The sequence below is a fragment of the Paenibacillus oleatilyticus genome (genome assembly GCF_018998565.1).
Taxonomy (GTDB): Bacteria; Bacillota; Bacilli; order Paenibacillales; family NBRC-103111; genus Paenibacillus_G; species Paenibacillus_G oleatilyticus.
The window spans coordinates 1-23810 of the sequence record NZ_JAHNZO010000039.1 but is presented as its reverse complement, the minus strand read 5'-3'; the positions used below and the strand labels follow the sequence as shown (position 1 = coordinate 23810).

Annotated in this window: 22 protein-coding genes and 1 tRNA gene; 21 read left to right on the top strand and 2 right to left on the bottom strand. The window is 53.6% G+C overall.

Annotated elements, in window-relative coordinates; all coding sequences use genetic code 11:
• Positions 1-14: 14 nt before the first annotated feature.
• From KQX66_RS32370 to KQX66_RS32315, 12 genes are all read left to right on the top strand, one after another.
• The gene (locus KQX66_RS32370) at positions 15-944 is read left to right on the top strand and encodes a phosphate ABC transporter substrate-binding protein (protein WP_054973561.1); all 930 of its coding nucleotides are present in this window, start codon (positions 15-17) and stop codon (positions 942-944) included.
• A 195-nt stretch (positions 945-1139) separates the two neighbouring features.
• Positions 1140-2078, top strand: a complete 939-nt coding sequence (gene pstC, locus KQX66_RS32365) for a phosphate ABC transporter permease subunit PstC (protein ID WP_216797689.1) — start codon at positions 1140-1142, stop codon at positions 2076-2078.
• Positions 2075-2932, top strand: a complete 858-nt coding sequence (gene pstA / locus KQX66_RS32360; protein ID WP_216797688.1) for a phosphate ABC transporter permease PstA — start codon at positions 2075-2077, stop codon at positions 2930-2932. Before pstC ends, pstA begins: the two co-directional genes overlap by 4 nt.
• Positions 2933-2934: 2 nt before the next feature.
• Positions 2935-3723 (top strand): phosphate ABC transporter ATP-binding protein PstB, encoded by a 789-nt coding sequence (gene pstB / locus KQX66_RS32355; RefSeq protein ID WP_081890320.1) that lies wholly within the window; start codon positions 2935-2937, stop codon positions 3721-3723.
• 36 nt (positions 3724-3759) lie between these two features.
• On the top strand, positions 3760-4419 hold the full coding sequence (phoU, locus tag KQX66_RS32350; protein ID WP_216797687.1) for a phosphate signaling complex protein PhoU: 660 nt from the start codon (positions 3760-3762) through the stop codon (positions 4417-4419).
• A 171-nt stretch (positions 4420-4590) separates the two neighbouring features.
• On the top strand, positions 4591-5547 hold the full coding sequence (locus tag KQX66_RS32345) for an ABC transporter permease (protein ID WP_216797686.1): 957 nt from the start codon (positions 4591-4593) through the stop codon (positions 5545-5547).
• A gap of 16 nt (positions 5548-5563) precedes the next feature.
• Positions 5564-6433: a carbohydrate ABC transporter permease gene (locus KQX66_RS32340; RefSeq protein ID WP_216797685.1), complete on the top strand. Its 870-nt coding sequence runs from the start codon at positions 5564-5566 to the stop codon at positions 6431-6433.
• Positions 6434-6578: 145 nt separating this feature from the next.
• Complete coding sequence (locus KQX66_RS32335; RefSeq protein ID WP_216797684.1) at positions 6579-8132, top strand: type 2 periplasmic-binding domain-containing protein; 1554 nt, start codon at positions 6579-6581, stop codon at positions 8130-8132.
• Between the two features lie 167 nt (positions 8133-8299).
• Positions 8300-9325, top strand: a complete 1026-nt coding sequence (locus KQX66_RS32330; protein WP_216797683.1) for a response regulator transcription factor — start codon at positions 8300-8302, stop codon at positions 9323-9325.
• A complete protein-coding gene (locus KQX66_RS32325) occupies positions 9322-11148 on the top strand; it encodes a sensor histidine kinase (protein WP_216797682.1) in 1827 nt (608 codons plus the stop codon). The genes KQX66_RS32330 and KQX66_RS32325 overlap by 4 nt, the downstream gene beginning before the upstream one ends.
• Before the next feature lie 42 nt (positions 11149-11190).
• Complete coding sequence (locus tag KQX66_RS32320; protein WP_216797681.1) at positions 11191-12213, top strand: response regulator transcription factor; 1023 nt, start codon at positions 11191-11193, stop codon at positions 12211-12213.
• Between the two features lie 113 nt (positions 12214-12326).
• Positions 12327-14135 (top strand): GGDEF domain-containing protein, encoded by a 1809-nt coding sequence (locus KQX66_RS32315; RefSeq protein ID WP_216797680.1) that lies wholly within the window; start codon positions 12327-12329, stop codon positions 14133-14135.
• Here the strand turns inward: KQX66_RS32315 and KQX66_RS32310 are convergent.
• A complete protein-coding gene (locus tag KQX66_RS32310; RefSeq protein ID WP_216797679.1) occupies positions 14132-14902 on the bottom strand; it encodes an HAD family hydrolase in 771 nt (256 codons plus the stop codon). The two genes, KQX66_RS32315 and KQX66_RS32310, sit on opposite strands and share 4 nt — an antisense overlap.
• A 183-nt stretch (positions 14903-15085) precedes the next feature.
• Between KQX66_RS32310 and polA the strand changes: the two genes are divergently transcribed.
• The 5 genes from polA (at position 15086) to KQX66_RS32285 (ending at position 20662) form a co-directional block, all read left to right on the top strand.
• Positions 15086-17767 carry a DNA polymerase I gene (gene polA, locus KQX66_RS32305; protein ID WP_216797678.1) on the top strand — a complete coding sequence of 894 codons (2682 nt, stop codon included), beginning with the start codon at positions 15086-15088 and terminating at the stop codon, positions 17765-17767.
• 45 nt (positions 17768-17812) lie between these two features.
• Positions 17813-18676 carry a DNA-formamidopyrimidine glycosylase gene (gene mutM / locus KQX66_RS32300; RefSeq protein WP_216797677.1) on the top strand — a complete coding sequence of 288 codons (864 nt, stop codon included), beginning with the start codon at positions 17813-17815 and terminating at the stop codon, positions 18674-18676.
• 86 nt (positions 18677-18762) lie between these two features.
• A complete protein-coding gene (gene ytaF, locus KQX66_RS32295) occupies positions 18763-19446 on the top strand; it encodes a sporulation membrane protein YtaF (protein WP_216797676.1) in 684 nt (227 codons plus the stop codon).
• A gap of 41 nt (positions 19447-19487) precedes the next feature.
• Entirely contained in the window at positions 19488-20084 is a 597-nt protein-coding gene (gene coaE, locus KQX66_RS32290; RefSeq protein ID WP_216797675.1) for a dephospho-CoA kinase, read from the top strand.
• A complete protein-coding gene (locus KQX66_RS32285) occupies positions 20081-20662 on the top strand; it encodes a lytic transglycosylase domain-containing protein (protein WP_216797674.1) in 582 nt (193 codons plus the stop codon). Before coaE ends, KQX66_RS32285 begins: the two co-directional genes overlap by 4 nt.
• A gap of 86 nt (positions 20663-20748) precedes the next feature.
• Here the strand turns inward: KQX66_RS32285 and KQX66_RS32280 are convergent, their stop codons facing one another.
• Positions 20749-20973, bottom strand: a complete 225-nt coding sequence (locus KQX66_RS32280) for an alpha/beta-type small acid-soluble spore protein (protein WP_010496076.1) — start codon at positions 20971-20973, stop codon at positions 20749-20751.
• A gap of 99 nt (positions 20974-21072) precedes the next feature.
• On the opposite strand from KQX66_RS32280, the gene nrdR reads away from it, so the two are divergent.
• The 4 genes from nrdR to KQX66_RS38810 all read left to right on the top strand — a co-directional run bounded on the left by nrdR (position 21073) and on the right by KQX66_RS38810 (position 23486).
• The gene (nrdR, locus tag KQX66_RS32275; protein WP_216797673.1) at positions 21073-21555 is read left to right on the top strand and encodes a transcriptional regulator NrdR; all 483 of its coding nucleotides are present in this window, start codon (positions 21073-21075) and stop codon (positions 21553-21555) included.
• 124 nt (positions 21556-21679) lie between these two features.
• Positions 21680-21752, top strand: a tRNA-Ala gene (locus KQX66_RS32270).
• A 665-nt stretch (positions 21753-22417) separates the two neighbouring features.
• Positions 22418-23218 carry a DUF8371 domain-containing protein gene (locus KQX66_RS32265; protein ID WP_216797672.1) on the top strand — a complete coding sequence of 267 codons (801 nt, stop codon included), beginning with the start codon at positions 22418-22420 and terminating at the stop codon, positions 23216-23218.
• Positions 23205-23486 (top strand): DUF8371 domain-containing protein, encoded by a 282-nt coding sequence (locus KQX66_RS38810; protein WP_498047120.1) that lies wholly within the window; start codon positions 23205-23207, stop codon positions 23484-23486. Before KQX66_RS32265 ends, KQX66_RS38810 begins: the two co-directional genes overlap by 14 nt.
• Positions 23487-23810 lie beyond the last annotated feature (324 nt).

Here is a 23810-nt window from a genome sequence, read left to right as displayed (position 1 = left end):
GAGGACATGCTGAAATGTTGAAGCAGCTGTCAAAAAAAGGTTTAAGCTTGGCCATGGTTTCGATCTTAATGTTGGGGGTTCTTTCCGCTTGCGGTACGAAGACAGATCCGGCACCGAATAATTCGGCAGCAGGTGGAGACAAAACGGCAACAACGGGAGACAAAAAACCGGCAGACCAACCGGCTAAAACAGAAGAGATCACCGGTACGGTAACGGCTTCCGGCTCCAGCGCCCTGCTTCCGCTCGTTAAAGCGGCTGCGGACGAGTTCATGAAGAAAAACCCGAAAGTCACGATCAACCCGACCGCCGGCGGTTCCGGTACAGGTCTTAAAAACGTCGCGGACGGCACGTCCGATATCGGTAACTCCGACATCGAAGCCGGCCCGGAATATAAAGACAAAGGTCTTGTCGACCACATCGTAGCAATTGCGCCTTTTGCCATCATCGTGAACAAAGACGTTACGATCGACAACTTGACGAAAGCTCAAGCAGCGGATATTTTCTCCGGCAAAATCACGAACTGGAAAGAAGTTGGCGGTAAAGATCAAAAAATTACGATCGTTCACCGTCCGGACAGCTCCGGCTCCCGTGCGCTCGTGAAGAAAATCGTTCTGGACGGCAAAGACTTCACGAAAGACGGCGTGACGCAAGAATCCAGCGGTGCTATGGCTACGACTGTTGGTCAAACAACTGGCGCGATCGGTTACGTAGATACGCCTTATGTTAACGACAAGCTGAAAGCTCTGAAATTCGAAGGCGTGGCATTCAGCAAAGAGACGATCAAAGAAGGCAAATACCCGCTGTACGGCATCGAGCATATGTACACCAAAGGTGAAGCTAAAGGCGCAACGAAAGCATTTATCGACTACATCATGAGCCCGGAATTCCAAGACAAAAAAGTCGAGGAGCTCAAGTTCCTTCCGGCCAGCCTGTTGAAAAAATAATCATTCAGTCATCTACGAGAGCAGCGGCATAAAGTCGCTGCTCTTTTTTATGTCCGCGTCTGCCGATTTGTCGAAACTTGCGCAATTTTTACATTACCTTAACAATTCTCATGTTCTGTTATTACATTCGTACTCTATGATGGTCTTGAGCTAAGGAACACGTGTGGAACTATTCAAACCAGGGGGTAATAGCTGATGAATTCATTTGCCGATCAGCTGACGGAAAGTGTAAAGGAAGAGCGGAAGGAGCATCGGATGAACCGCTGGACGAGAGCACAGAACAGAAGCGACCAAATGATGAGATGGATATTTATAGGAAGCGCTTCGCTTGTGACGTTCATCATCTTTTCCGTCATCGTCTTTGTCGGTTGGCAAGGAGTCAAGACCTTTTCGGGCGTGACGCCGGTAGAGTTTTTTTTCTCGACCGAGTGGACCCCGTCGGAAAATAAATTCGGCGCGTTCTCGTTTCTGTACAGCACGCTGCTGCTGACCTTCTTGTCGGTGCTGCTGTCGGTGCCTCTCGCGCTGTCGGGTGCGGTCTTTATGGCCAAAATCGCGCCAAAGTGGGTGCGCGAAATTCTTCGTCCGGCGACCGACTTGTTCGTCGGGATTCCGTCGGTCGTCTATGGCTTGATCGGTCTTACGGTGATCGTTCCGTTTCTTGGCAAGTTCAATGAGGGCTTCGGGTACGGGATTTTGCCGGCCGCCATCATTCTGGCGATCATGATTCTGCCGACGATTCTATCCATCTCCGAGGACGCGATCCGGGCGCTGCCCGGCCGTCTGGAAGAGGCTTCGCTCGCGCTCGGCGCAACGCGCTGGCAGACGATTTGGCGCGTGCTTATTCCTGCGGCCCGGCCTGGCATTCTGACCGGGATCATTCTCGGGATGGGACGAGCAATCGGAGAAACGATGGCTGTATTCATGGTCATCGGCAACTCGCCGCAAATGCCGGATTCGCTGCTCAGCTCCGCTACCGTGCTGACGACGGCAATCGTCAAGGACATGGGGAACACCCATTACGGCAGCACGTGGAACAACGCCTTGTTCCTGATGGCGCTTGTGCTGCTTCTGGTCTCGCTGGCCATGATCCTGATCATCCGCATTGTCGCAAAGAGGAGTGAAGTGAAATGACGAGTAAAACGACAGACCGGATCGCCACGCTCTATTTTTGGGCAACGGGTGTTGTTATTATTTTGATACTGGCTTGGTTTTTATTCCGGATCTTAGGCGACGGACTGCCGATGCTGAACTGGAATTTCATCACCGGCAAGCCTTCGGAGATTATGGCCGGCGGCGGCGTAGGACCGCAGCTGTTCAACTCCTTCTATGTTTTGTTCTTGTCGCTGCTGTTCTCGCTGCCGATCGGTATCGGCGCCGGCGTGTATCTGGCCATTTATGCGAAAAAGAACCGGTTTACGGACATCGTGCGCGTCTCCGTCGAAGCTTTGTCTTCCGTGCCGTCGATTGTTTTCGGTTTGTTCGGCTTCCTGTTGTTCGTCAACTGGATGGGCCTGAAATTTTCCATCATCGGCGGGGCGATCACCTTGTCGCTGCTCAATCTGCCCGTCCTTGTGCGGGTGACGGAAGAAGCGATCCGCTCCGTTCCGGAATCGTACTGGGAAGCGTCGCTTGCGCTTGGCTCCACCCGCTGGCAGGCGATCCGCAAGGTGCTGCTCCCGGCTTCGCTGCCGAGCTTAATTACGGGGATCACGCTCGTCGCAGGCCGCGCCCTCGGGGAATCGGCCATTCTGATCTATACCGCGGGGCTGTCGGTATCGCGCTTCTTCCCGGACTTCAATCCGCTCAGCATGGGCGAGACGCTGTCCGTTCATCTGTGGTACGTCCAATCCGAAGCGATCGTGCCGGACGCCCAGGACATTGCCAAAGGCTCCGCCGCGCTGCTGTTGATCGTCGTGCTGATCTTTAACTTGTTAATCGGCATTCCAAGCCGTATGCTGCAGAAAAAATTGTCCGGAGGGAAATGACTATGGCGACAGCGAGTGCAATCGCGAATCCGAAGGTTGCGAATAAAATCAAAGTGGAGCAATTAAATTTATATTACGGTGAAAATCATGCGCTGCATAACATCGGGCTGACGATCGAGCAAAATTCCATCGTCGCGTTGATCGGCCCTTCCGGCTGCGGGAAATCGACTTTTCTGCGCACCTTGAACCGGATGAACGATCTGATCGACAACGTGCGCATCACCGGCGACATCTATGTGGACGGCCAAAATATTTACGGTCCGGAGACGGACGTCGTGTCCCTGCGCAAGAAGGTCGGCATGGTGTTCCAGCGTCCGAACCCGTTTCCGATGAGCATTTACGACAACATCGCTTACGGCCCTCGGATTCACGGCACGAAGAAAAAAGCCGTGCTCGACGAAATCGTCGAGCGCAGCCTGGTGCAGGCCGCCCTGTGGGACGAAGTCAAGGACCGCTTGAACAAGTCGGCGCTCGGTCTCTCCGGCGGTCAGCAGCAGCGCTTGTGCATTGCACGTTTGCTTGCGGTCGAGCCGGATGTGCTGCTGATGGATGAGCCGACGTCCGCGCTCGACCCGATCTCGACGCTGAAGGTCGAAGAGCTGACGCAGGTATTGAAGGAGAAATATACGATCATCATCGTTACGCATAACATGCAGCAAGCTGCGCGGATTTCTGACTACACCTCGTTCTTCCTGAACGGCGTGCTGGTCGAGTCGGACAAGACGGACAAAATTTTTACCACGCCTTCCGACCAACGGACGGAAGATTACATTACCGGACGGTTCGGATAAGTTCCGCAGCCGTTCGGACAAAGGAGCGCTTTATTCGTGGACAACCGGATCAATTTTCACCAATCGCTGGACCTGCTTCAAAAAGACCTGCTCGACATGGGCAACAATGTGGCAAGGCTCATCCGTCAAGCCGTTCAATCCCTTGCGCGGCTGGATGAGAGCTTGGCCCGGCAAACGATCGAAGAGGACGATCAGATCGACGAGATGACCGCCAGAATCGAAGAAGATTCGCTGCGGCTGATCGCGCTGCAGCAGCCGATGGCCAGCGATCTGCGGATTATCAGCATGGCGCTGAAGATCGCCACCGATCTGGAACGCATCGCGGATCATGCCGTCGATATCGCCAAAATTTGCATCCGGTTGAACGGCCAAGAGCTGGTGAAGCCGCTCGAAGACATTCCGCGGATGGCGGAGCTGACCCAGAATATGCTGCAGGAGAGCCTGCTGGCTTATACCGAACGCGACGTTCACCGGGCTGCGGCGCTGGCCGAGAAGGACGACGAAGTCGACAAGCTGTACAGCGTCATCGTGAACGATATCATCATGCTGATGGGCACGGATTTTGCCAAAAACAGGCAGTTATCCCAGCTCATGCTGGCCGCCCATTTCCTCGAACGCGTGGCCGATCATTCGACGAATATCGGAGAAGGCGTAATCTTTATGGTCACAGGCAAACGCAAAGATTTGAACGTATAGCGGATACCGAACGGCTTCGGCCGAAAGTCCCGCCGCGCGCTTATACCAAGGCGCGGGCGGGACTTTTTTTGCTTTTACGCCATCGTAAAAAAACACAGCTTCCGTGCAACTTTCTCCATTTGAAACAAGTTCCCCTCATAGTAAGATCGAACCATAAAGGAGGAATGCAGCATGGAAGCCAAGCTGGAGAGGGCGGTTCGTTCCGAGGTTAAACCGTCGCGGGCCCGGGAAACGTGGAGACTGATGAAGAAGTACAAGGCCATTTATATCCTTTCGCTGCCCAGCATTTTATATTTCGTCTTGTTCAAATACGTCCCCTTAATGGGCTCGGTCATGGCGTTTCAAAACTACAACATTTTTAAAGGAATTACGGGGAGTCCGTGGATCGGGCTTGAAAATTTTCAGCGGATGTTCGCGTATGACGAATTTTTGCGAATTTTGAAGAACACCATATTGATCGGCTTTTATGATTTGATCTTCGCTTTTCCGTTTCCGATCGTGCTGGCGCTGCTGTTGAATGAAATGAGGCTGCTGATGTACAAGCGGATTATTCAGACGGTGGTGTACATGCCGCACTTCTTGTCGTGGGTCATCGTCGGCGGGATTGCGATCGGCATTTTGTCTCCGACGACAGGGGTCGTCAATCATGTGCTCGGCTTGTTCGGGATCGATCCGATTTATTTCTTGGGCGAAGATTCGTACATCCGCGGCATTTTGGTCGGCTCGGGCATCTGGAAGGACAGCGGCTGGGGAACGATTGTCTATTTGGCGGCGCTGGCCGGGGTCAATCCGGAAATGTACGAGGCGGCCGTCATGGACGGCGCGAGCCGCTGGCGGCAGACGATATCGATTACGATTCCGACAATTATGCCGACCATCGTCATCTTGTTCCTGCTGCATATCGGCAATTTTCTCGACTTCGGGTTCGAGCGGGTCTATGTGTTCCTTAACTCGCTGAACGAAGGATCGGGGGATATTATGGATACTTACATCTACCGGGTCGGCCTGGTGGGGCGGCAATACAGCTTCACGACCGCGATCGGGCTGTTCAAATCGGTCGTCGGACTGGCGTTGATCATGCTTGGCAATGCGCTGAGCCGCAAAGCGACCGGACAAGGACTATATTAGGGCGGGGGAAACGCAGATGAATCATATAACTCCGGCTGGCCGGGCATTCTCGGTATTGAACTATGTTGTGCTTACGATTCTTGCGGCGACGATGATCCTGCCGCTGCTTCACGTGGTCGCCCAATCGCTCAGCGCCGACGCCGCGATCAACAGCGGGCAGGTGACGCTTTGGCCCGTACAATTCACGCTGGAAAATTACCAGCTGATCTTAAAAGACGCCTCCGTCTGGCGCTCCTTCTCGGTCAGCCTGTTCATTACCGTCGTCGGAACGGTCATCAATCTGATCGCTACCGCGGCGCTCGCTTACCCGCTGTCGCGGCCGGAATATGCGGGCCGCACGTACGTGCTGCTTATGGTGCTCATCACGTTGATTTTTCAGGCGCCGCTGATTCCGAACTATTTGCTGGTCAAAAATTTGCACCTGCTGGATACGGTATGGGCGTTGATAATCCCGAGCGCCATCAGCGCGTATAATTTGTTCGTCATGCGTTCCTTCTTCGTCAACCTGCCGAACGAGCTGATCGATTGCGGCCGGATGGACGGCTGCGGTGAAATGCGGATCGTGTGGAGCATCGTGCTTCCGTTGTCCAAGCCGGCGATGGCGACCATGGGCCTGTTCTACGCGGTGTCGCACTGGAATACGTACTCCAATGCCTTGTATTATATTAATAACCGGGCGCTTTATCCGCTGCAGGTCCGCTTGCGCGAAATCGTCATTACCGACTTCTTCGGCTCGTCCGATCAGCTGTCGCAGCTTACGAATACGTCCCCCGAGGGCATCAAAATGGCGATTATTACGGTGGCGACGATTCCGATCATGATGATCTATCCGTTTCTTCAGCGCTATTTTGTCAAAGGGATGCTGATCGGCTCGATCAAATCGTGACCTTTCTTTCCGGTGGCAGAACTCGTCCCATCGTAAAAAAACACATCGTCATAATAAGTTAGCCAATTCTATGTTCGCTTTGAAATCGCTATCATTTGACTTAGGCAACATACACATACTTTTTAAGCGAAAGAAGGGGTTCGACTTGAAAAAGCTCATCAGTACGGTGCTGGTCGGTTCGCTGGCGGTCACGGCAGCCGGATGCGGCGGCGGCAAGAATGAAGGCGAAGCGCCGGGCGCCGACGGGAAGCAGGGGCCAACGAAGTTTACCATTTCGCTGAACACGAGCGGCAATGCGTATGCGGAAAGCTCGCCAAATATTAACGAAGACAAATGGGTGAAAAAGCTGGAGAAGCTGGCGAACGTAGACATGGATATTCGCTTCCTCCCGCTCAAGGAATTCGACCAGAAAATGGCCGTCATGTTCGCAGGCAACGACATCCCCGACGTGGTTCAAGGCAGCAGCGTCAACAGCAAGGCGATGTCCGGCTCGGTGGAGGCTGGGCTGTTCATGCCGCTGGACGATCTGCTGAAAGAATATGCGCCGAATCTGATGAAGCAGGTGCCGAAGCAGGCCTGGGACGAGGTCAGCTACCAGGGCAAAATTTACGCCGTGCCGGCGTGGCTGTCCAATCCGTCGCGGCGCGCGCTGTTCATCCGTACGGACCTGCTGGAGAAAACCGGCCTTCCTGCACCGAAGACGGTCGAGGACATGCTGAACGTGATGCGCGCGATGAAAAAGCTCGGCGTCGAGAATCCGTACCAGATCCGGGAAAAATTCAAGTATGCCGATACGATTTTCGGCTCTTACGACGTGATCGGTTCCCAGTTCGAGCTGCAGGACGGACAGGTCGTTCCGAAATTTTTTGACGTGGAAAATATGACGAAGGCGCTTCAAGCCTACAAAACGATGTTCGACGAAGGCTTGATTCCGAAAGATTTTGCAACGGTGACATCAACCGACTATGGCAAAAATATCGAGGCCGGTAAAGTCGGCATGTGGTCCGCCAATGCGGAAGGGATGGCCAACTACCGGACCAAGGTGAAGAAGGTCGTGCCCGAGGCCAAAATAGATATTATTCCGTCGCCGAAAGGTCCGGAAGGATACGGCGGTCATCTTCTGTACGGCTCCTTGTCCACCGCATTGTATATCAACAATAATGTAAAGAAGGAAACGGCGATCGGCATCGTCAAATTTTTGGACTGGATGCTGACCGACGAAGCGGAGAAGTTTTTCAGCATCGGGGTGGAAGGCGAGAATTACACCGTCGAGAACGGGCAGATCAAGTACAAATTCCCGCAAACGAAAGAAGAAGTGGACGAAGAGGGCTTCCGCAGCAATCTGTGGTGGACGCACGACATTACCATCAACAAGCTCCGCGCCTCCTTGTCTCAGGACGGCAAGGACTTGGCCAAAGCGTTCGATACGGTGCTGGCCAAAGAAGGACTCGGCACGATCGAATTCACGCCGACGCTGAATGCGTTCGCCAAATACCCGGATCTGATGCCGACGACCGATACGGCGCCGAAGCTGATCATCGACCATATGGTCAAAATGATCTACGGCAAAGAGCCGATCTCCGATTGGCCGAAGGTCATCGAAGAATACAAAACCAAAGGCGGCAACGAAGTTATCAAGGAAGCGACGGAGCGCTACAACAAGAAGGAAGGCGTCATTGTCCGCAACAATGTGAAGTAACGGTCTGCAGCCGGAAAGCCGTTGTCCGTCAAAGCCAACTTCTCTCATTGCCCTGCATCCCGAAGGCATAGTAAAATCATCATACAGATCACGGTAAAGTATCCGTTTCCGGCTTTGTCCGGAGCGGATACTTTTCCCTTAGCCGGACCTAACAGGAGGGGTGTTCCATGCATTTGCTCATCGTGGACGACGAGCCGGTCATCCGCAGAGGCTTGGTCAAAATGGCGGAGCAGTACAGTCCCGCGTTCACCGGCATCACAACCGCGGAGAACGGGATGAAGGCGCTGGAGTCGATCCGCGCGCAAGAGCCCGACATCGTGCTGACCGATATCCGGATGCCCAAGATGGACGGACTGGAGCTGTGCCGCAGCATTCACGAAGAATTCCCCGATATTCAAACGGTCGTCATCTCCGGGTTCAACGATTTCGAGTATGCGCAAAAATGTCTGGCTTACGGCGTGAAGCAGTATTTGCTGAAGCCCGTCACGAAGCCGGAGCTGCATGAAGCGCTGGATACGGTGCTCAAGCAAAAAATGAAAGGCTATGTGCCGGTATCCAAATACGTGGAATGGGTAGGGAAGCTGGAGCAGTGCATTTGGGCCAACCAATCGGACGAGCTGGCCCGGTATTTGGAGCAGTGGCGGGGCTACTGCCTCGACTCTGGCCTGTCCGCCGCGAAGCTTCGGGAGCTGCTCGGCGATTGCATCCGCTTGCTTGTGCAGCGGCTGCAGGAGCGGAACGCTTTTTCGGTGTCCCCCGAGACGAAGGAGGCGATTGCCGCTCATACGAAGGCCGAGCTGCTGGACGATTTCGAACAGACGCTGCGGGCGATATACCGGAGGCTAATCTCGGCGCGCCGCGGGCAATTCAAGGACCCGATGGAAGAAGCGAAGGCTTACATCGATCAGCGCTTGTCCGAGGAAGTCACCCTGGAGGAAGTGGCTGAGCTTGTCGGGCTGACCCCGACGTATTTCAGCGCGCTGTTCAAAAAAATGACCTCCGAAACGTTCGTCCAATACCGGATCAAGCGCCGGATGGAGAAAGCGCTTCAATTGATGGCCCAATCCCATATCCGCATTGTGGACGTGGCGCTGGAGGTCGGTTACGACGACTATCCGCATTTTACGAAAACATTTAAAAAGATCGTTGGCATTTCGCCTTCGGAATACCGCAGCCAACTGGGGATCAAATGAAGAGGGCGAGCCTGTACCGGAAGCTGTTCCTCTACTTTCTGACCGTAATTATCGTCTCCCTGACGACAGTGGGCATCGTGACGTACTACGCCTCTTCCCAGGAGCTGGACCGGATGGTGGAGCGACAGCTGTCCCAGATGGTCGGCAATGCGGCATACCATACGGATCTGTATCTGAAATCGTATGAGCGTTCCATGGTTTCGCTGCTGACCAACAAGGAGGTCAAACGTTTTATCGATCTGCCGGCAGGGCTGGAGGGATACGAGTTCTATGAGATCCAAAAGCAGATCAAGGAATTCGTGATCGACCCGATCTTTATACGGAATCCCGAGATTACGGCCGTTTATTCGATCAGCTTCAACGAGAACGCCGTGTACTACTATAACGAAGTCACGGGAACGTCGTTTACGCCGGAGCAAATCAAGGAGCAGTTGACCTTCTTCAAGACGAATACGTCGGCCTACGGGAACCTCAGCGTGTTGAACCGCAGCATTATCGAAAGCCAGAATAACCGGACGATCACGCTCGTGCGCCAAATTCGCGGCTTAACGTCTTCAGAGCCGCAAGGCATCCTCGCGATCGAGCTTCGATCGGCCGAGCTTTCGGAGCTGTGGAAAGGCATCGAGCTCACCAACACCGGATTCTTCTTCATCGTCGACGAGCGGGGGCGGATCGTGTATCATCCCCAAAGGGAGCGGATTGGGGAAACCGTACAGCCTGAGCTGAAGCGCAGCATCGTCGAATCGGGGTTGCAGTCGTTCGTGGCGGAGGAAAACGGAGAGCGGCGCTTGTACCGGAGCCAGAAGTCTGCCTATTCGGGCTGGCATCTCGTCGTGTCCATGCCGATGGCCGAACTGCGGAAGCCGGTGGATACGATTCGCGTCACTTCGATCGTCGTCGGTCTGTTTACGCTTGTGTTTGCGTTATGGCTGGCCTTCCGTTTCGGCAAGTCGATTACCGGGCCGATCCGGGCGCTGAAGGAAGGGATGCGGGAGACCGAGAAGGGCAACTGGGCGACCATTCCGCTTCCCGAGCAGCGGCAGCGGGACGAAATCGTAGAGCTGATGATCCGTTACAATCTGATGGTCAACCGGTTGTCGGAGCTCGTGGACAAGGTATATCAGGCCGAGCTGAAAAACCACGAAATCCAGATGGAGCGGCAAAAGGCGGAGTTCCAATCGCTGCAGCTTCAGATCAATCCGCACTTTTTATACAATACGCTGGAGACGATTGTGTGCTATGCCTTCGTTGAGGATTCGGACGAAATTTCGGAAATCGTGCGCGCGCTGGCTTACATGCTGCGCTATTCCGTGCAGACGAATCTGGAGGAAATTACGGTAGCCAACGAGCTGAAGCACGTGCTTAACTTTATGATCGTGCTGAAGCACCGGGTCGGGCGGGAGTTTGAGATCGATGTCGCCGTGAAGCCGGAGTTGCTGCTTCACAAGATGGTCCGGCTGACGCTGCAGCCGCTTGTCGAAAACGTATTTCAGCACGCGTTCGAAGGCGGCGTGGAGGATTACCACTGCATCCGGATCGATGCGGGCGAAGGAGAAGGCACGTTCTGGGTCAGCGTCGAGGATAACGGGAACGGCATGCCGGAGGAACGTCTGGCGGAGCTGCGGGAGAAGCTGGAGGCGAACCGTCTTGTCGACGGAGGGGACGATGCGGCCGGAAAGAAGGGCGGAATTGGCATTGTTAACGTGCACAGGCGCATTCAGATGGTGTTCGGCGAGCAGTATGGCCTGCACATCGAGAGCCGGCTTGACGAGGGGACGAAAGTCACGATGATTATGCCTTCCACGGGCAGGCCGTCAGGCTGAAGGGTTACGATTTGTACGGATGCGGAGCGGAGGGGGATAGGGATGCATGTTGTCGTCGTCGAAGACGAGCCGATGATCCGGCTCGGGCTTGCCCGGATGGTCGAGCGGTATGGGGCGGGAAGGATACGCGTTACCGCCTTGACCAATGGCGAGGAGGCCGCTGCTTTGGTGCGGGAGACCCCGCCCGATCTGGTGCTCACGGATATTCGGATGCCTCGCATGGACGGGCTTGAGCTGTGCAGAATCATCTCGGAAACCCGACCCTCCGTCAGGACGGTCGTCATCTCCGGCTACGGGGAATTTGCGTATGCGCAAAAATGTTTGACATACGGGGTCAAGGAATACCTGCTCAAGCCGGTCACCCCTGGGGAGCTGTATTCGGTGCTGGACCGTGTTCTGAAACCGGCCCGGGCCGACGCGCCGTCCATTTCGGAATACGAGCAGTGGCTCGATTCGCTGGAGGAAGCGATCTGGAGCGCCGACCCGGACGCGGCTGCCGCCTGCTGGACGGAAGGGAAGGACCGTTATTTCGAGGAGCAAGCGTCTCCCGAGCGACTGAGCGCAGCCGTGAACGACGTGCTCCGCTTGCTGGTGAAGCGGCTGAACGCCAGAGACGTTTTCCTCTTTCCCGAGCCTCCCGAGCGGCGAAGCTTTCCTGCCCTTCAGGAAGCCCTGGCCTTTCTGGAGGAAGAGATTTTCAAGCTGTCCGGACTGCTGCAAACCTACCGCGGCGGCAACCAGAAGAACGTCTGGGAGGAAGCCAAAGCGTATATCGACGAGCATCTTGCGACGGATATCAGCCTGGAGGAGGTCGCCGGAAAAGTCGGGCTCGCGCCGACTTATTTCAGCCACCTGTTCAAAAAAACGGCGAACGAGACGTTCGTGCAGTACCGCATCCGCAAACGGATGGAGATGGCCAAGCGGCTGCTGGAAATTCCCCATTACAAAGTAATCGACGTCTCCTTGGCCGTCGGCTATCAGAGCTATCCGCATTTCTCCATCCTGTTCAAAAAGGCGGTCGGCTGTTCTCCTTCCGAATACCGCCAATCGATCGGCATCAAGTAAGAGTCGATTTCTTCGTAAATATTTACAATCGTTTAACAAATCAGGACGTTCCGTGTTAACACTGGGATAAAATTCCCATGATATAGTAGATCCAAAGACACGGAAAGTCAGGGATGGTCATGACGATAGAACGAATGACGGAGCAGCCGATCGACGGTTCGACGCTTCATAGCGAGCTGGAGCACATTTTACATCAACAAGCCGTAACTTCCGTTTATCAGCCGATTATTTCGCTGAAGGACGGCACGGTTTTCGGCTACGAGGCGTTAACCCGGGGACCGGAGGGCAGCCCGCTGCATTCTCCGCTCAGGCTGTTCGCGGCGGCGGAGTCCGAGGGATTGCTGTATCCGCTGGACCGGCTTGCAAGGGCCAAGGCGATTCAGGGCGCGTTGAGCCGGACGGAGGAGGAGATGCTGTTTCTGAACCTGTCCGCCGAAATTTTGAACGATCCGCAGTTCGAGCCGGGCCGGACGCTCGAGCTGCTGGAGCAGCGGGGGCTGACGCCGGGGAATGTCGTGTTCGAGATTACGGAGCGCAGCTCGATCGAAGATTTCGACGCGGCCAAGACGATTCTGGACCATTACCGCCAGCAAGGATACCGGATCGCCATCGACGATGCCGGAGCGGGGTATTCCTCGCTGCAAGCCATTGCCGAGCTGCAGCCCGATTTTATCAAAATCGATCGTTCGCTCATCAAGGACATTCACCGCCACAAAACGAAGGAATACATCCTCGAGACGATGCTGTCATTCGCCGAGAAGCTGGGCATCCACCTGATTGCCGAGGGCATTGAATTGGCCGAGGAGCTGATGAAGCTTACGCGCATGGGCGTGCATTTCGGCCAAGGCTTTTTGCTTGGCCGTCCCGGAACGGAGCAGGCCGCGCTGAAGCCGGAGCTGAAAAATCATATTCTGCTGCACCGCAAAATTGTCGAAACCGCGGGCAGCGTCTGGACGATCGGCGATCTGTCGATCCCGTATCAGTCCTTTGAAAACTCGACGCCTATCTCGGCGGTCGCCGGGTATTTCAAGAAAAATGCGAACGCACTCGGCGCGGCGGTTGTTTCCGGCGGCGTGCCCATCGGCCTCATTATGCGGGACCGTTTGTTCCAGCAGCTTGCGGGACAGTACGGGTACTCGCTGTTCTGGAACCGTCCGATCGATCAGGTGATGGACCCGTCGCCTCTGATCGTGGACGAGCAGATGCCGGTCGAGGAGGTGTCCCAGCTTGCGACCTCACGGGACATTCAAAATTTGTACGATCTTGTGATCATCACCTCCAAAGGGCGGATGCTGGGGATGTCCTCCATAAGGTCGATTCTCGAATGCATCACGAATGCCCGCATGGAAAGCGCCAAAGTGGCCAATCCGCTCACGGGACTGCCGGGCAATCTGCAAATCTACCGGGAGTTGAGCAAGCGGCTGACGGACAAGAAGCCGTTCTCGGTCATCTATGCCGATCTCGATTATTTCAAATGGTTTAACGACCGGTACGGCTTTCAAAAAGGCGATCAGCTCATTCAATTTACCGCCGACTGCATTCAGCAGGCGATGGGTGTGCTGGGACTGCCGTTCGATTTCGTCGGCCATATCGGCGGGGACGATTTTATTGCGATTACGGCGAGCGAGGAGCCGGAGAAGCTGTGCGGCGAAATTTTGCGGCGGTTCGATGCGGGAGTCAAAATGTTCTACGACGAGGACGACTGGACGTATGTCGAGGACCGGCAGGGCAACCGGATCGATAGCGACGGGGTCACGCTGTCGCTGTCGCTTGTGATCTGCAAGGCGGCCGCCGCCGTAACGCCGGAGCAAATTTCCGAAACGGCGGCCAAGCTGAAGAAGCAGTCGAAAGCGCACCGCGGGAGCGTGTTCAGCAGCGATGCGGTCGGCGTTCCGGAGGACGGCGGGCCGATTGAAATTTAACCGAAAAGCTGGTGAAGCTGATCCAGCTGCTTGATCAGATACACCTTACGCTTTCCCAGCCGCTGCTGGGAAATTTTTTTGTCTCCCGACTCGGCGGACGGACCGACTGCTCCGGGATGAAGCCATACGGCATCCAGGCCCGCCTTGACGGCGCCGCACACGTCATGCTTCCACGAGTTCCCCACCATGAGCGCCTGCCTGGGCGCAAGCTGCATCGTTTGGAGCGCCGTCTTGAAGAGGTGAGGGGCAGGCTTCTTGTCCGCCGGCTTCTGCGCCGTAAAGACGCGTTCTTCGGGAAAATACGATTCCAGCCCGAACCGCTGCAGCATCATCAGCACTTCGCTGCGGGGGCTGTTGCTGATGATGGCGAGGCGGTATGTACGGGACAGCGTCTCCAGTGTTTTGGCCGCCTGCGGCGCCATGGACTTCGCCGCTACCTGCAGGCGGCGGATATCCTGCATGAAGCCTCGCAGAACGCCGGAGGAAGCGGGAATCCTCAGCGCCTCGAAGGCTTCCCGCAGACATTGCTGCTGCAGCTCGTCGAGCTGCTTGAACGTCGTCCGGCCTTTTTTTCGCTGCTGCCAACGGGTAATATATTGCTCCCAGAGCGAATCCGCCTTCGGGCGGTCCTCCGCCGCCCATCTGGCCGAATAATCGTTCCACACCTCCGCGAAGCATTGCTCGAAGCTGAGTCCCTGCTGGACCAGCGTCTGATTAACATCGAAAAAAATCGCGCGTTTTCCGTTCAAACGAACCATCTCTTTCATGAACCCAGCCTCCGATCTCCTTTCCGCTCGAAAGGCGCCGTCAAGGATCAAAAGTTAGTTCATTTTATGCGGCAAAAACGGCGCACACCCCTTTTTCGAGAAAGCTTTCCAAAGGTTTTTTTCTTATGCTGTCCTATGCTATCATGTATAGAGTAGGAAGACTGCCTGAATGGGGTGTATCCATTGTCCAAGCTTATACTGATCGACGGGAACAGCATTGCTTACCGCGCTTTTTTTGCGCTGCCGCTGCTGAGCAATTCCAAGGGACTGCATACGAACGCCGTCTACGGGTTCACCACCATGCTGCTCAAGCTGCTGGAAGAGCAGAAGCCGACGCACTTTTTGGTCGCATTCGACGCGGGGAAAGCGACGTTTCGACATAAAGATTACGCAGATTACAAAGGCGGCCGCGAAAAAACGCCGCCGGAGCTGTCCGAGCAGTTTCCGATTCTACGGGATCTGCTCGGATCGTTCGGTATCCGTCAGTTCGAGCTGGACGGCTACGAAGCCGACGATATTATCGGCACGCTGACGCGCGTTGCGGACGAAAAAGGCGGCATTGAGGTCGTCGTCGTTACCGGTGACAAGGACATGCTGCAGCTCGCGAGCGGGCAGGTGACCATCGCGCTGACGCGCAAGGGCATCAGTGAGGTCGAACTGTTCGATCCGGCGCATATCGAAGAAACGTACGGCCTGAAGCCGCATCAGATCATCGATCTGAAAGGGCTGATGGGCGATACGTCCGACAACATTCCGGGCATCCCGGGCGTTGGGGAGAAGACGGCGCTTAAGCTGCTGCAAGAATACGGCTCGGTCGAGAACGTGCTGGAGAACGCCTCGCAGATTAAAGGCAAGCTGGGAGAGAAGGTCGCGGAGAACGCCGACAGCGCCCGGATGAGCAAGGAGCTTGCGACGATTTTCCGGGAGGTGCCGGTCGATTTTTCGTGGGACGAGCTGGCCTACCGCGGATATGAGGAATCGGAGCTTGCCGAGATGTTCCGCAAGCTGGAGTTTAAATCGTTAATGGAGCGGCTGCAGCTGCCCGCTTCCGGCGCTGGGGCGGCCGGGGTAGTGGAGGAAGCCGGTACGGAGCCCCCGGCGGTGCTGGTTACGGACGACAAGCTGGCCGAGCTGATCGCGGCGCTGCCGCATGTCAGAGCGCTGCATGTGGAAGCGGCGGGCGACAATCCGCATAACGCCGAGGTGATCGGCGTGTCCTTCTACAGCGAAGAAGCGGGCGCGGAGCCCGTATGCTACTATGTGCCGGTGGGACGGCTTGAGCAGGATCATGCCTCCGCAGTACGAGAGTGGCTCGCTTCGGAAGACAAGCAGGAGGTTGCCGTCTACGATCTGCACCGTGCCATCATCGTGCTGTCCTGGCGCGGGATCGGGCTGGGCGGCATCGGCTTCGATACGCTGCTCGCCGGCTATTTGCTCGATCCGACGGAATCGTCGCTGACGCTGGACGGCCTGACGTCCCGTTATGGACTGCGTCCGCTTCCGGCTGACGAGGAAGTATTCGGCAAGGGCGCGAAATTCAAGGTGCCCGAGGAAGACGTGCTGACCGCTTATTTGTGCCGCAAAGCCGCCGCGGTCCATCGGCTGACGCCGAAGCTGAAGGAAGCGCTTGAAACGAGCGAAATGCATCAACTGTTTTACGAGCTGGAGCTTCCGCTGGCGCTCGTGCTGGCTTCGATGGAGCGCAAAGGGATCAAGGTCGATGCGGAGGAGCTCAAAGCCTACGGCGCGGAGCTTGGAAATCAGCTTGAGGGTATCATGCAATCGATCTACGATGCCTCCGGAGTCGAGTTTAACATCAACTCGCCGAAGCAGCTGGGGGAAATTTTGTTCGAGAAGCTCGGTCTGCCCGTGATCAAGAAAACGAAAACCGGCTATTCGACCGACGCCGAAGTGCTGGAAAAGCTGGAGCCGTACCATCCGATGGTCGGTCATATTCTTCATTACCGGACGCTGGCGAAGCTGCAGTCGACTTATGTGGAAGGCCTGCTGAAGGAAGTGCGACCTTCTACCGGGAAGGTGCATACGTTCTACAAGCAGACAATCGCGGCGACCGGGCGGCTCAGCAGCCAGTATCCGAATCTGCAGAACATTCCGATCCGGCTGGAGGAAGGCCGCAAAATCCGCAAGGTATTTTTCCCTTCCGAGCCTGGTTGGAAAATTCTTACTGCCGACTACTCGCAGATCGAGCTGCGCGTGCTGGCGCACATTTCGCAGGACGAGAAGCTGATCGAAGCGTTCCGCGAAAATATGGACGTTCATACGAAAACGGCCATGGACGTGTTCGGCGTATCCGAAACGGAAGTCGATTCGAATATGCGGCGTCAGGCCAAAGCGGTCAACTTCGGCATCGTATACGGCATCAGCGATTACGGGTTGTCGCAGAACTTGAACATTACCCGTAAGGACGCGGCGAAGTTTATCGAGCAATATTTTGTCGTGTTCCAAGGGGTTCGCCAATATATGGACGATATCGTTAAAAAAGCCCGTCAGGACGGCTATGTCACGACGCTGCTGCAGCGACGCCGCTACCTGCCGGAAATTACCGCCTCGAACTTCAACCTGCGTTCGTTCGCCGAGCGTACCGCGATGAATACGCCGATTCAAGGAACGGCCGCGGATATCATCAAGCTGGCGATGGTCCAATTGGACAAGCGGATGAAGGAAGAGGGCGTGCGCAGCCGCATGCTGCTGCAGGTGCACGACGAACTGGTGTTCGAGGTGCCGGAGGACGAGATTGACTTGATGAAACGAATGGTCGCCGAAGTGATGGAATCGGCCCTGAAGCTCGACGTGCCGCTGAAGGTGGACGTCGATGCCGGGGACAACTGGTACGAGGCGAAGTAATCCGCCGGGCATCGTCCGGGCGGAATGGAGGAGGGGGAAGACATCATGCCGGAATTGCCGGAGGTCGAAACGGTACGCCGTACGCTCAATCAATTGGTGATCGACAAGAAGATCGAACGCGTGTCCGTCCTGCTGCCCCGCATTATTCAGCATCCGGACGACATCCAGGCGTTTGCCGTTATGCTTGAGGGAGAAACGATCCGCTCAGTCGAGCGGCGGGGAAAATTTTTGCGGTTCATGCTCGACCGGTATACGCTCGTCTCGCATCTGCGGATGGAGGGACGCTATGGGGTATACCGCTCGGACGAACCGATGGAGAAGCACACGCATGTCGTGTTTCATTTTACAGACGGCACGGAGCTGAGGTACAAGGACGTGCGGCAGTTCGGAACAATGCACGTGTATCCGAAGGATCGTGATTTGCTGGAGGCGCCGCTCAAGAAGCTGGGGCTTGAGCCGCTGGACGAGGCGTTTACGCCGGAAGCTTTCCACGGGAAGATCGGAAAGCGCAAGACGAAGATCAAGCCGCTGCTGCTGAATCAGGAATACATTGTCGGCATCGGGAATATTTATGTGGATGAAGCGTTATTCCTGGCCGGTATTCATCCGGAGCGGGAAGCCCATACGCTGAGCGCGGCGGAATCGGCCAAGCTTCATGAAGCGATTGTAGAAACATTGAAAGACGCCGTGGCGGCAGGCGGGTCGTCCATCAAGTCGTACGTCAACGGTCAAGGCGAGATCGGGATGTTTCAGCATCAGTTGAAAATGTACGGCCGCAAGGACGAGGCTTGTCTGACATGCGGCACGGCGATTGTGAAGACGGTGGTAGCGGGGCGCGGCACCCATTATTGTCCGGTCTGCCAGCCGCTAAAGCGCAAGCGCGGGAAACAGGAAACGCTCGAAGGCTAAAGGGGCCTCCCGGAACGGCAACACGCACCCTCCGCCCAGTACAGCCATATAGTATGGTGTGCAGTTACTGGTGAGGAGGGAACGTCATGTTGTCTGTCGTTTCGTTGCTTCTGCTTGCGTTTGCCGTCAGCTTGGACGGTTTCGGGGTAGGCGTCACGTACGGTCTCCGCAAAATCAGGATTCCGCTCACTTCGATCGCGATCATCGCGGCTTGGTCGGGCGTTATCATTTACGCTTCGATGCAGATCGGCGTCTGGATGAGCCGTTTTGTCGACCCGGCCGTGGCGAAAGATATCGGCGCCGTCATTCTAATGGGGATCGGCTTGTGGGCGCTGGTTCAACTAATCCAGCAAAGACGGCAGGAATCGCAAGCGGGGCCGGCGAACGAGCCGCAGCCGCCAGTCCCCACGCCGGGGCCGGCGACGGCTAAAGAAGTATTTTATCTTGAACTGAAACGGTTCGGTCTGGTCATTCAAATTCTGCGCACGCCGTCTATGGCGGATGTAGACCGTTCCGGCAACATATCGGCCTATGAAGCGACGCTGCTGGGTCTGGCGCTCTCATTGGACGCCTTTGGGGCAGGGATCGGTGCCGCGCTGCTCGGCTTCACGCCGTGGCTGACGGCAGCGGTCATTGCGCTGGCCAGCGGCACGTTTCTGGGAATCGGTCTGCAAATCGGATTGCGCTATGCGGAGCTGAAATGGATTCGTAAGCTGTCCGTTTTGCCCGGATTTGTCTTGATCCTGATGGGCATCATGAAACTGTTCTGACCACACAACAACATCATCTTGGATATAATAGGGGAATGACCATGAACATCGGATTAACCGGGGGGATTGCGTGCGGCAAAAGCACGGTGGCCGAGATGCTCGTCCGGCGCGGTGCGCTGCTGATCGATGCGGATCGGATTGCGAGAGAGGTCGTGGAGCCGGGAACCCCCGTTCTGGCTCAAGTGATCCGGCGGTTCGGGGACGATCTGCTGCTGCCGGACGGCTCTCTTCATCGCAAAAAGCTGGGCGAGCGTGTCTTCGGCAATCGCGAGGCGCTTCGCGATTTGGAAAATCTGCTGCATCCGCCCATTCGCGCATTAATACGCGAGAGAATGCAGGCCTACGCGGCGGAGCAGCCGGACAAGCTGATCGTCGTCGACGTGCCGCTCCTGTACGAATCGGGGCAACAGGCCATGTACGAGCAGGTGATGGTCGTCTATGTCCCGCGCGATGTGCAGCTTCAGCGTCTGATGGCCCGGGACGGAATCACGACGGAGCAGGCGGAAAAACGGCTGTTGTCCCAGATGCCGATCGAGGAAAAGAAAGGGCTCGCCGATTGGGTTATCGATAATTCGGGTACCCTAGAGGCGACGGAAAAGCAAATTGAAGCTTTCTGGAATGAAAGGGGGCTATCATGAGCTTTTGGCGGAAAAAGCGGGTGTTCGCCTTGCTGCTGCTGACGTTTGTTATTTTTTTGTTCTTAAGCAGCACCTATGTGGGGCGCATGCTGTATCCGATCCGTTACGAACAGGAAATACGCCAAAACGCCGCAAAATACGATCTCGATCCTTTTCTTGTGGCCGCCGTCATTCGGGTGGAATCCAACTATTTGGCGGAAACGGAATCCAAGAAGGGCGCATACGGAATGATGCAGCTTATGCCGGATACGGCGAGTTGGATTATCGACAAGGCGCGTTTTAGTGAAGAATTCAAAACCAGGCTTAACGATCCGGCAGTCAGCATCGAGTTGGGCTCATGGTATCTTAATTGGTTGTTCAAGCAGTTTAACGGGAATCGAATAGCAGTTCTTGCGGGCTATAATGCGGGGCATGGTAAAGTCAGCCGCTGGCTCCAGGAGAACGAATGGGACGGAACGCTTCAGAATGCGGACCGTATTCCTTACGGGGAAACGAGACATTACATACAACGTGTAATGTATTATTATAATAAATACGAGAAATTGTATGGGGAAGAGTGGGGAGAGCGCGCTGCTTAACCTTACACGTCAAAGAAGTATCGGACAAGCTGCCTTGGAAGGAAGCTTAAGCCCGATACTTCTTGCGTATTCTTCAAAACATGTTATTATTTGAATTGACCGGCAAGAGACTGTTCGGCGATTTGCACCAGGCGACGAGTGATGTGACCACCGATCGCACCAGTATCACGAGTAGCCATGTGACCGAAGTAACCGTCCTGAGGGATGGCGATACCCAGTTCCTGCGCTACTTCGTATTTCAGTTGATCCAACGCTGCATTCGCTTGAGGCACTACCAATTGATTGCTGCTGCGGGATTGACCTGCACCCATGTCTGTTCACCTCCTTGTCGTTGGTAGTCCTATTATGTGCGATTGCCCGGACTTCATGACAGGGAGCTATTGGGAAATAGGGGGAGGAAGAAACGATCGATGAAATGCCCATACTGCGATTATTCCGGCACGAAGGTATTGGATTCGCGTGCCGCCAATGAGAATAAATCGATCCGGCGCCGCCGCGAATGCGAGAAGTGTCAAAAGCGGTTCACGACCTTTGAGATGGTCGAGGAGACGCCGCTCATTGTTATTAAGAAGGACGGAAGCCGGGAGGAATTCAACCGGGAAAAAATGCTGCGGGGCTTGATCCGCGCCTGTGAGAAACGTCCGGTATCCGTCGAACGGCTGGAGATGATCGTTTCCGAGGTAGAGAAGCAAATCCGCACGACGGCCCATGCCGAAGTGGACAGCCGCGAGATCGGGGAGATTGTCATGAGCGAGCTGTATCCTGTAGACGAGGTCGCTTATATCCGGTTCGCCTCGGTGTACCGTCAATTTAAAGACATCGATATGTTTATGAAGGAATTGACCGGGCTGCTGTCCAAGCATCAGGCCGGCGGGGATACGACTAAGCTGTAGTGGCTTGTTATTTTCAGAAAAATGCAACTTTAGTTTATTTGATTGACAAGCCACTAAGGGCTGTGCTATTATCAATTTTGTCGCCGCTGAAATAAACAAGAGCGATAAAAGAAACGAATAGCGAGGGGCCTTAGCTCAGCTGGGAGAGCGCATCGCTGGCAGCGATGAGGTCAGGGGTTCGATCCCCCTAGGCTCCATAAATGAAAAAAAACCGGTCCGAATGGATCGGTTTTTTTTCATTTACAGGTGCTAGGGAGCGAACCCCTGCAAGGGGTTCAGTACGCACTCCGCAACGAAGCGGAGGAGGTAGCAACGAAATCTACCGCTGCGATCTGCATCGGCGAATGTCAGTACGCGCGAAGGGAGCGATCGGGGAAGCCTCCCGGAATCGCATCAGCGAACGAGCGCGGCATGGAAATCTACCGCTGCGGGTTGGCATCGTCGAGCCGACTTCTTCGTAAGGTTAATCGTGATTTCCATATCCCCTAGGCTACACCAGTAAGACACACAAACGGCAGAGATGTCGTTTTATTTTTCTTATAATAGATCTTACTTTAAGGAAGTACCCTAGCGGTACTTTTTTTACTGAAAAATAGTCCTTCTTTAAGAAGAAGCCTGTCGTCCTTGTTCGACCCAGCGATCTAGAACTGAGGCTGTGAGGTCGTCATGCCCTTCCACAAAAGCCGCTCGCGATGTTCCATAGAACTGAACCGTTTGATTCTTGAATTCAGCTGTAAATCTTCTGCGTGGTTTTAGCATGTAGGAGCCGCTTCTTAGGATAATAAGTTGTATTCTACTAGTCCCTTTTTTTGTCCAACTTAGTGTAGCTGATCCATTTTATCGTAAATTAAGGAGGGGTAATATGATTTTGTTTAATACTAATCATTTAAAGGTTTATAACTATATTGTTCATCATTTTTTAGAAATTGAGATTTTCAATGTAGATGCATACATAGATATTGGAGATAAACTAGAATTAATATTACCTAAATATTTGTTCAGAGAACAATATCATAAATGCATAAAAATCTTTGAGGAATTATTTAGGTGGACAGAAGATGAGTTTTACCACAGCATGAGTGCTTTTCACGAGTTAGCTTTGTATAATTTCATTGATTATTTGGCAAAAATGAAAGAGGATATGGAAGAATTTTATAATATATATTTTGATGACAAATGTCATTCATTAATCAAGGAAGCTAGTCAATTAGACTTTAACGAATATAATGATATGTCATTGAAAGTGTATGAGGATAATTTTTATGATGTTTTTTATTATTCAGATTATTTATTCGAAGATACAGATTTTTTATTAATTGATAAATTCTATAATAGTCGTAAGCTTGGTAATACTAATTTGGAAGATAATCTAGGTATCAATATTGACTTTTATTATGACATATTGCCGTTAGATATTCAGAATGAATATAAATCCAGGCATATCACACTTTCAGGTGAAGTCTCTGGAATGCTTAACTATATTGGACATAAATTAAATTATGGAAATTTATATAAACTATTTTGGGAGAATAATACTCCTGTTCGAGAAGAACGTATACAATTAATTTTAGAAAATATTATGGATGCGTATTTTTATAATCAAGAAATTGATATTACTAGAGAAGCTTTGTTGGGAAATGGTAAAGTAGATTTTAAACTATAGAAATAAAAAGGAAGATGAAAAAGTATTAATTGAAATTAAAAGAGCAAGCAGTTCATATTTAAAGAAAGGATATGAAAAGCAATTGACAGATTATATGTTGTCTACTAACTATCAAAATGCGTTCTATTTAATTGCATGTTTTACAGATAGCGAAATTGAAAAAACTGAGCAGTTTATTAGAAATCATGTCTATACCGATACAATACAACTGTATATAAATATAGCCATATTAGATTTACGTAAGCGCAAGACTGCTTCTGTTTCATGAATTTTGTAAAAAATGAATCCAGATGAATCAGGTTTTGGGGTTTTGTGGTAGTATAGGACTATAAAGGAGTGTTATTGATGAGAAGTGCTAAAGAAGCTAATAACTTCCCGTATGGTATGAGTACAGTTTGTTATTTTGAGGTAGATAAAAACGGTAATGTGTCGCAAGTTTATCATAAAAATAAGTCGGATAGACTGAAGCTTCTAGAAGCCTATCATAGGGCTAATAATAAAACCACAACGTTGTATGAACTGTAACCCGTAAGATGGACACTTGAAAAAAAGTGACCTCTTACGGTTTTTTGTGCTTTAATCATACTATCGA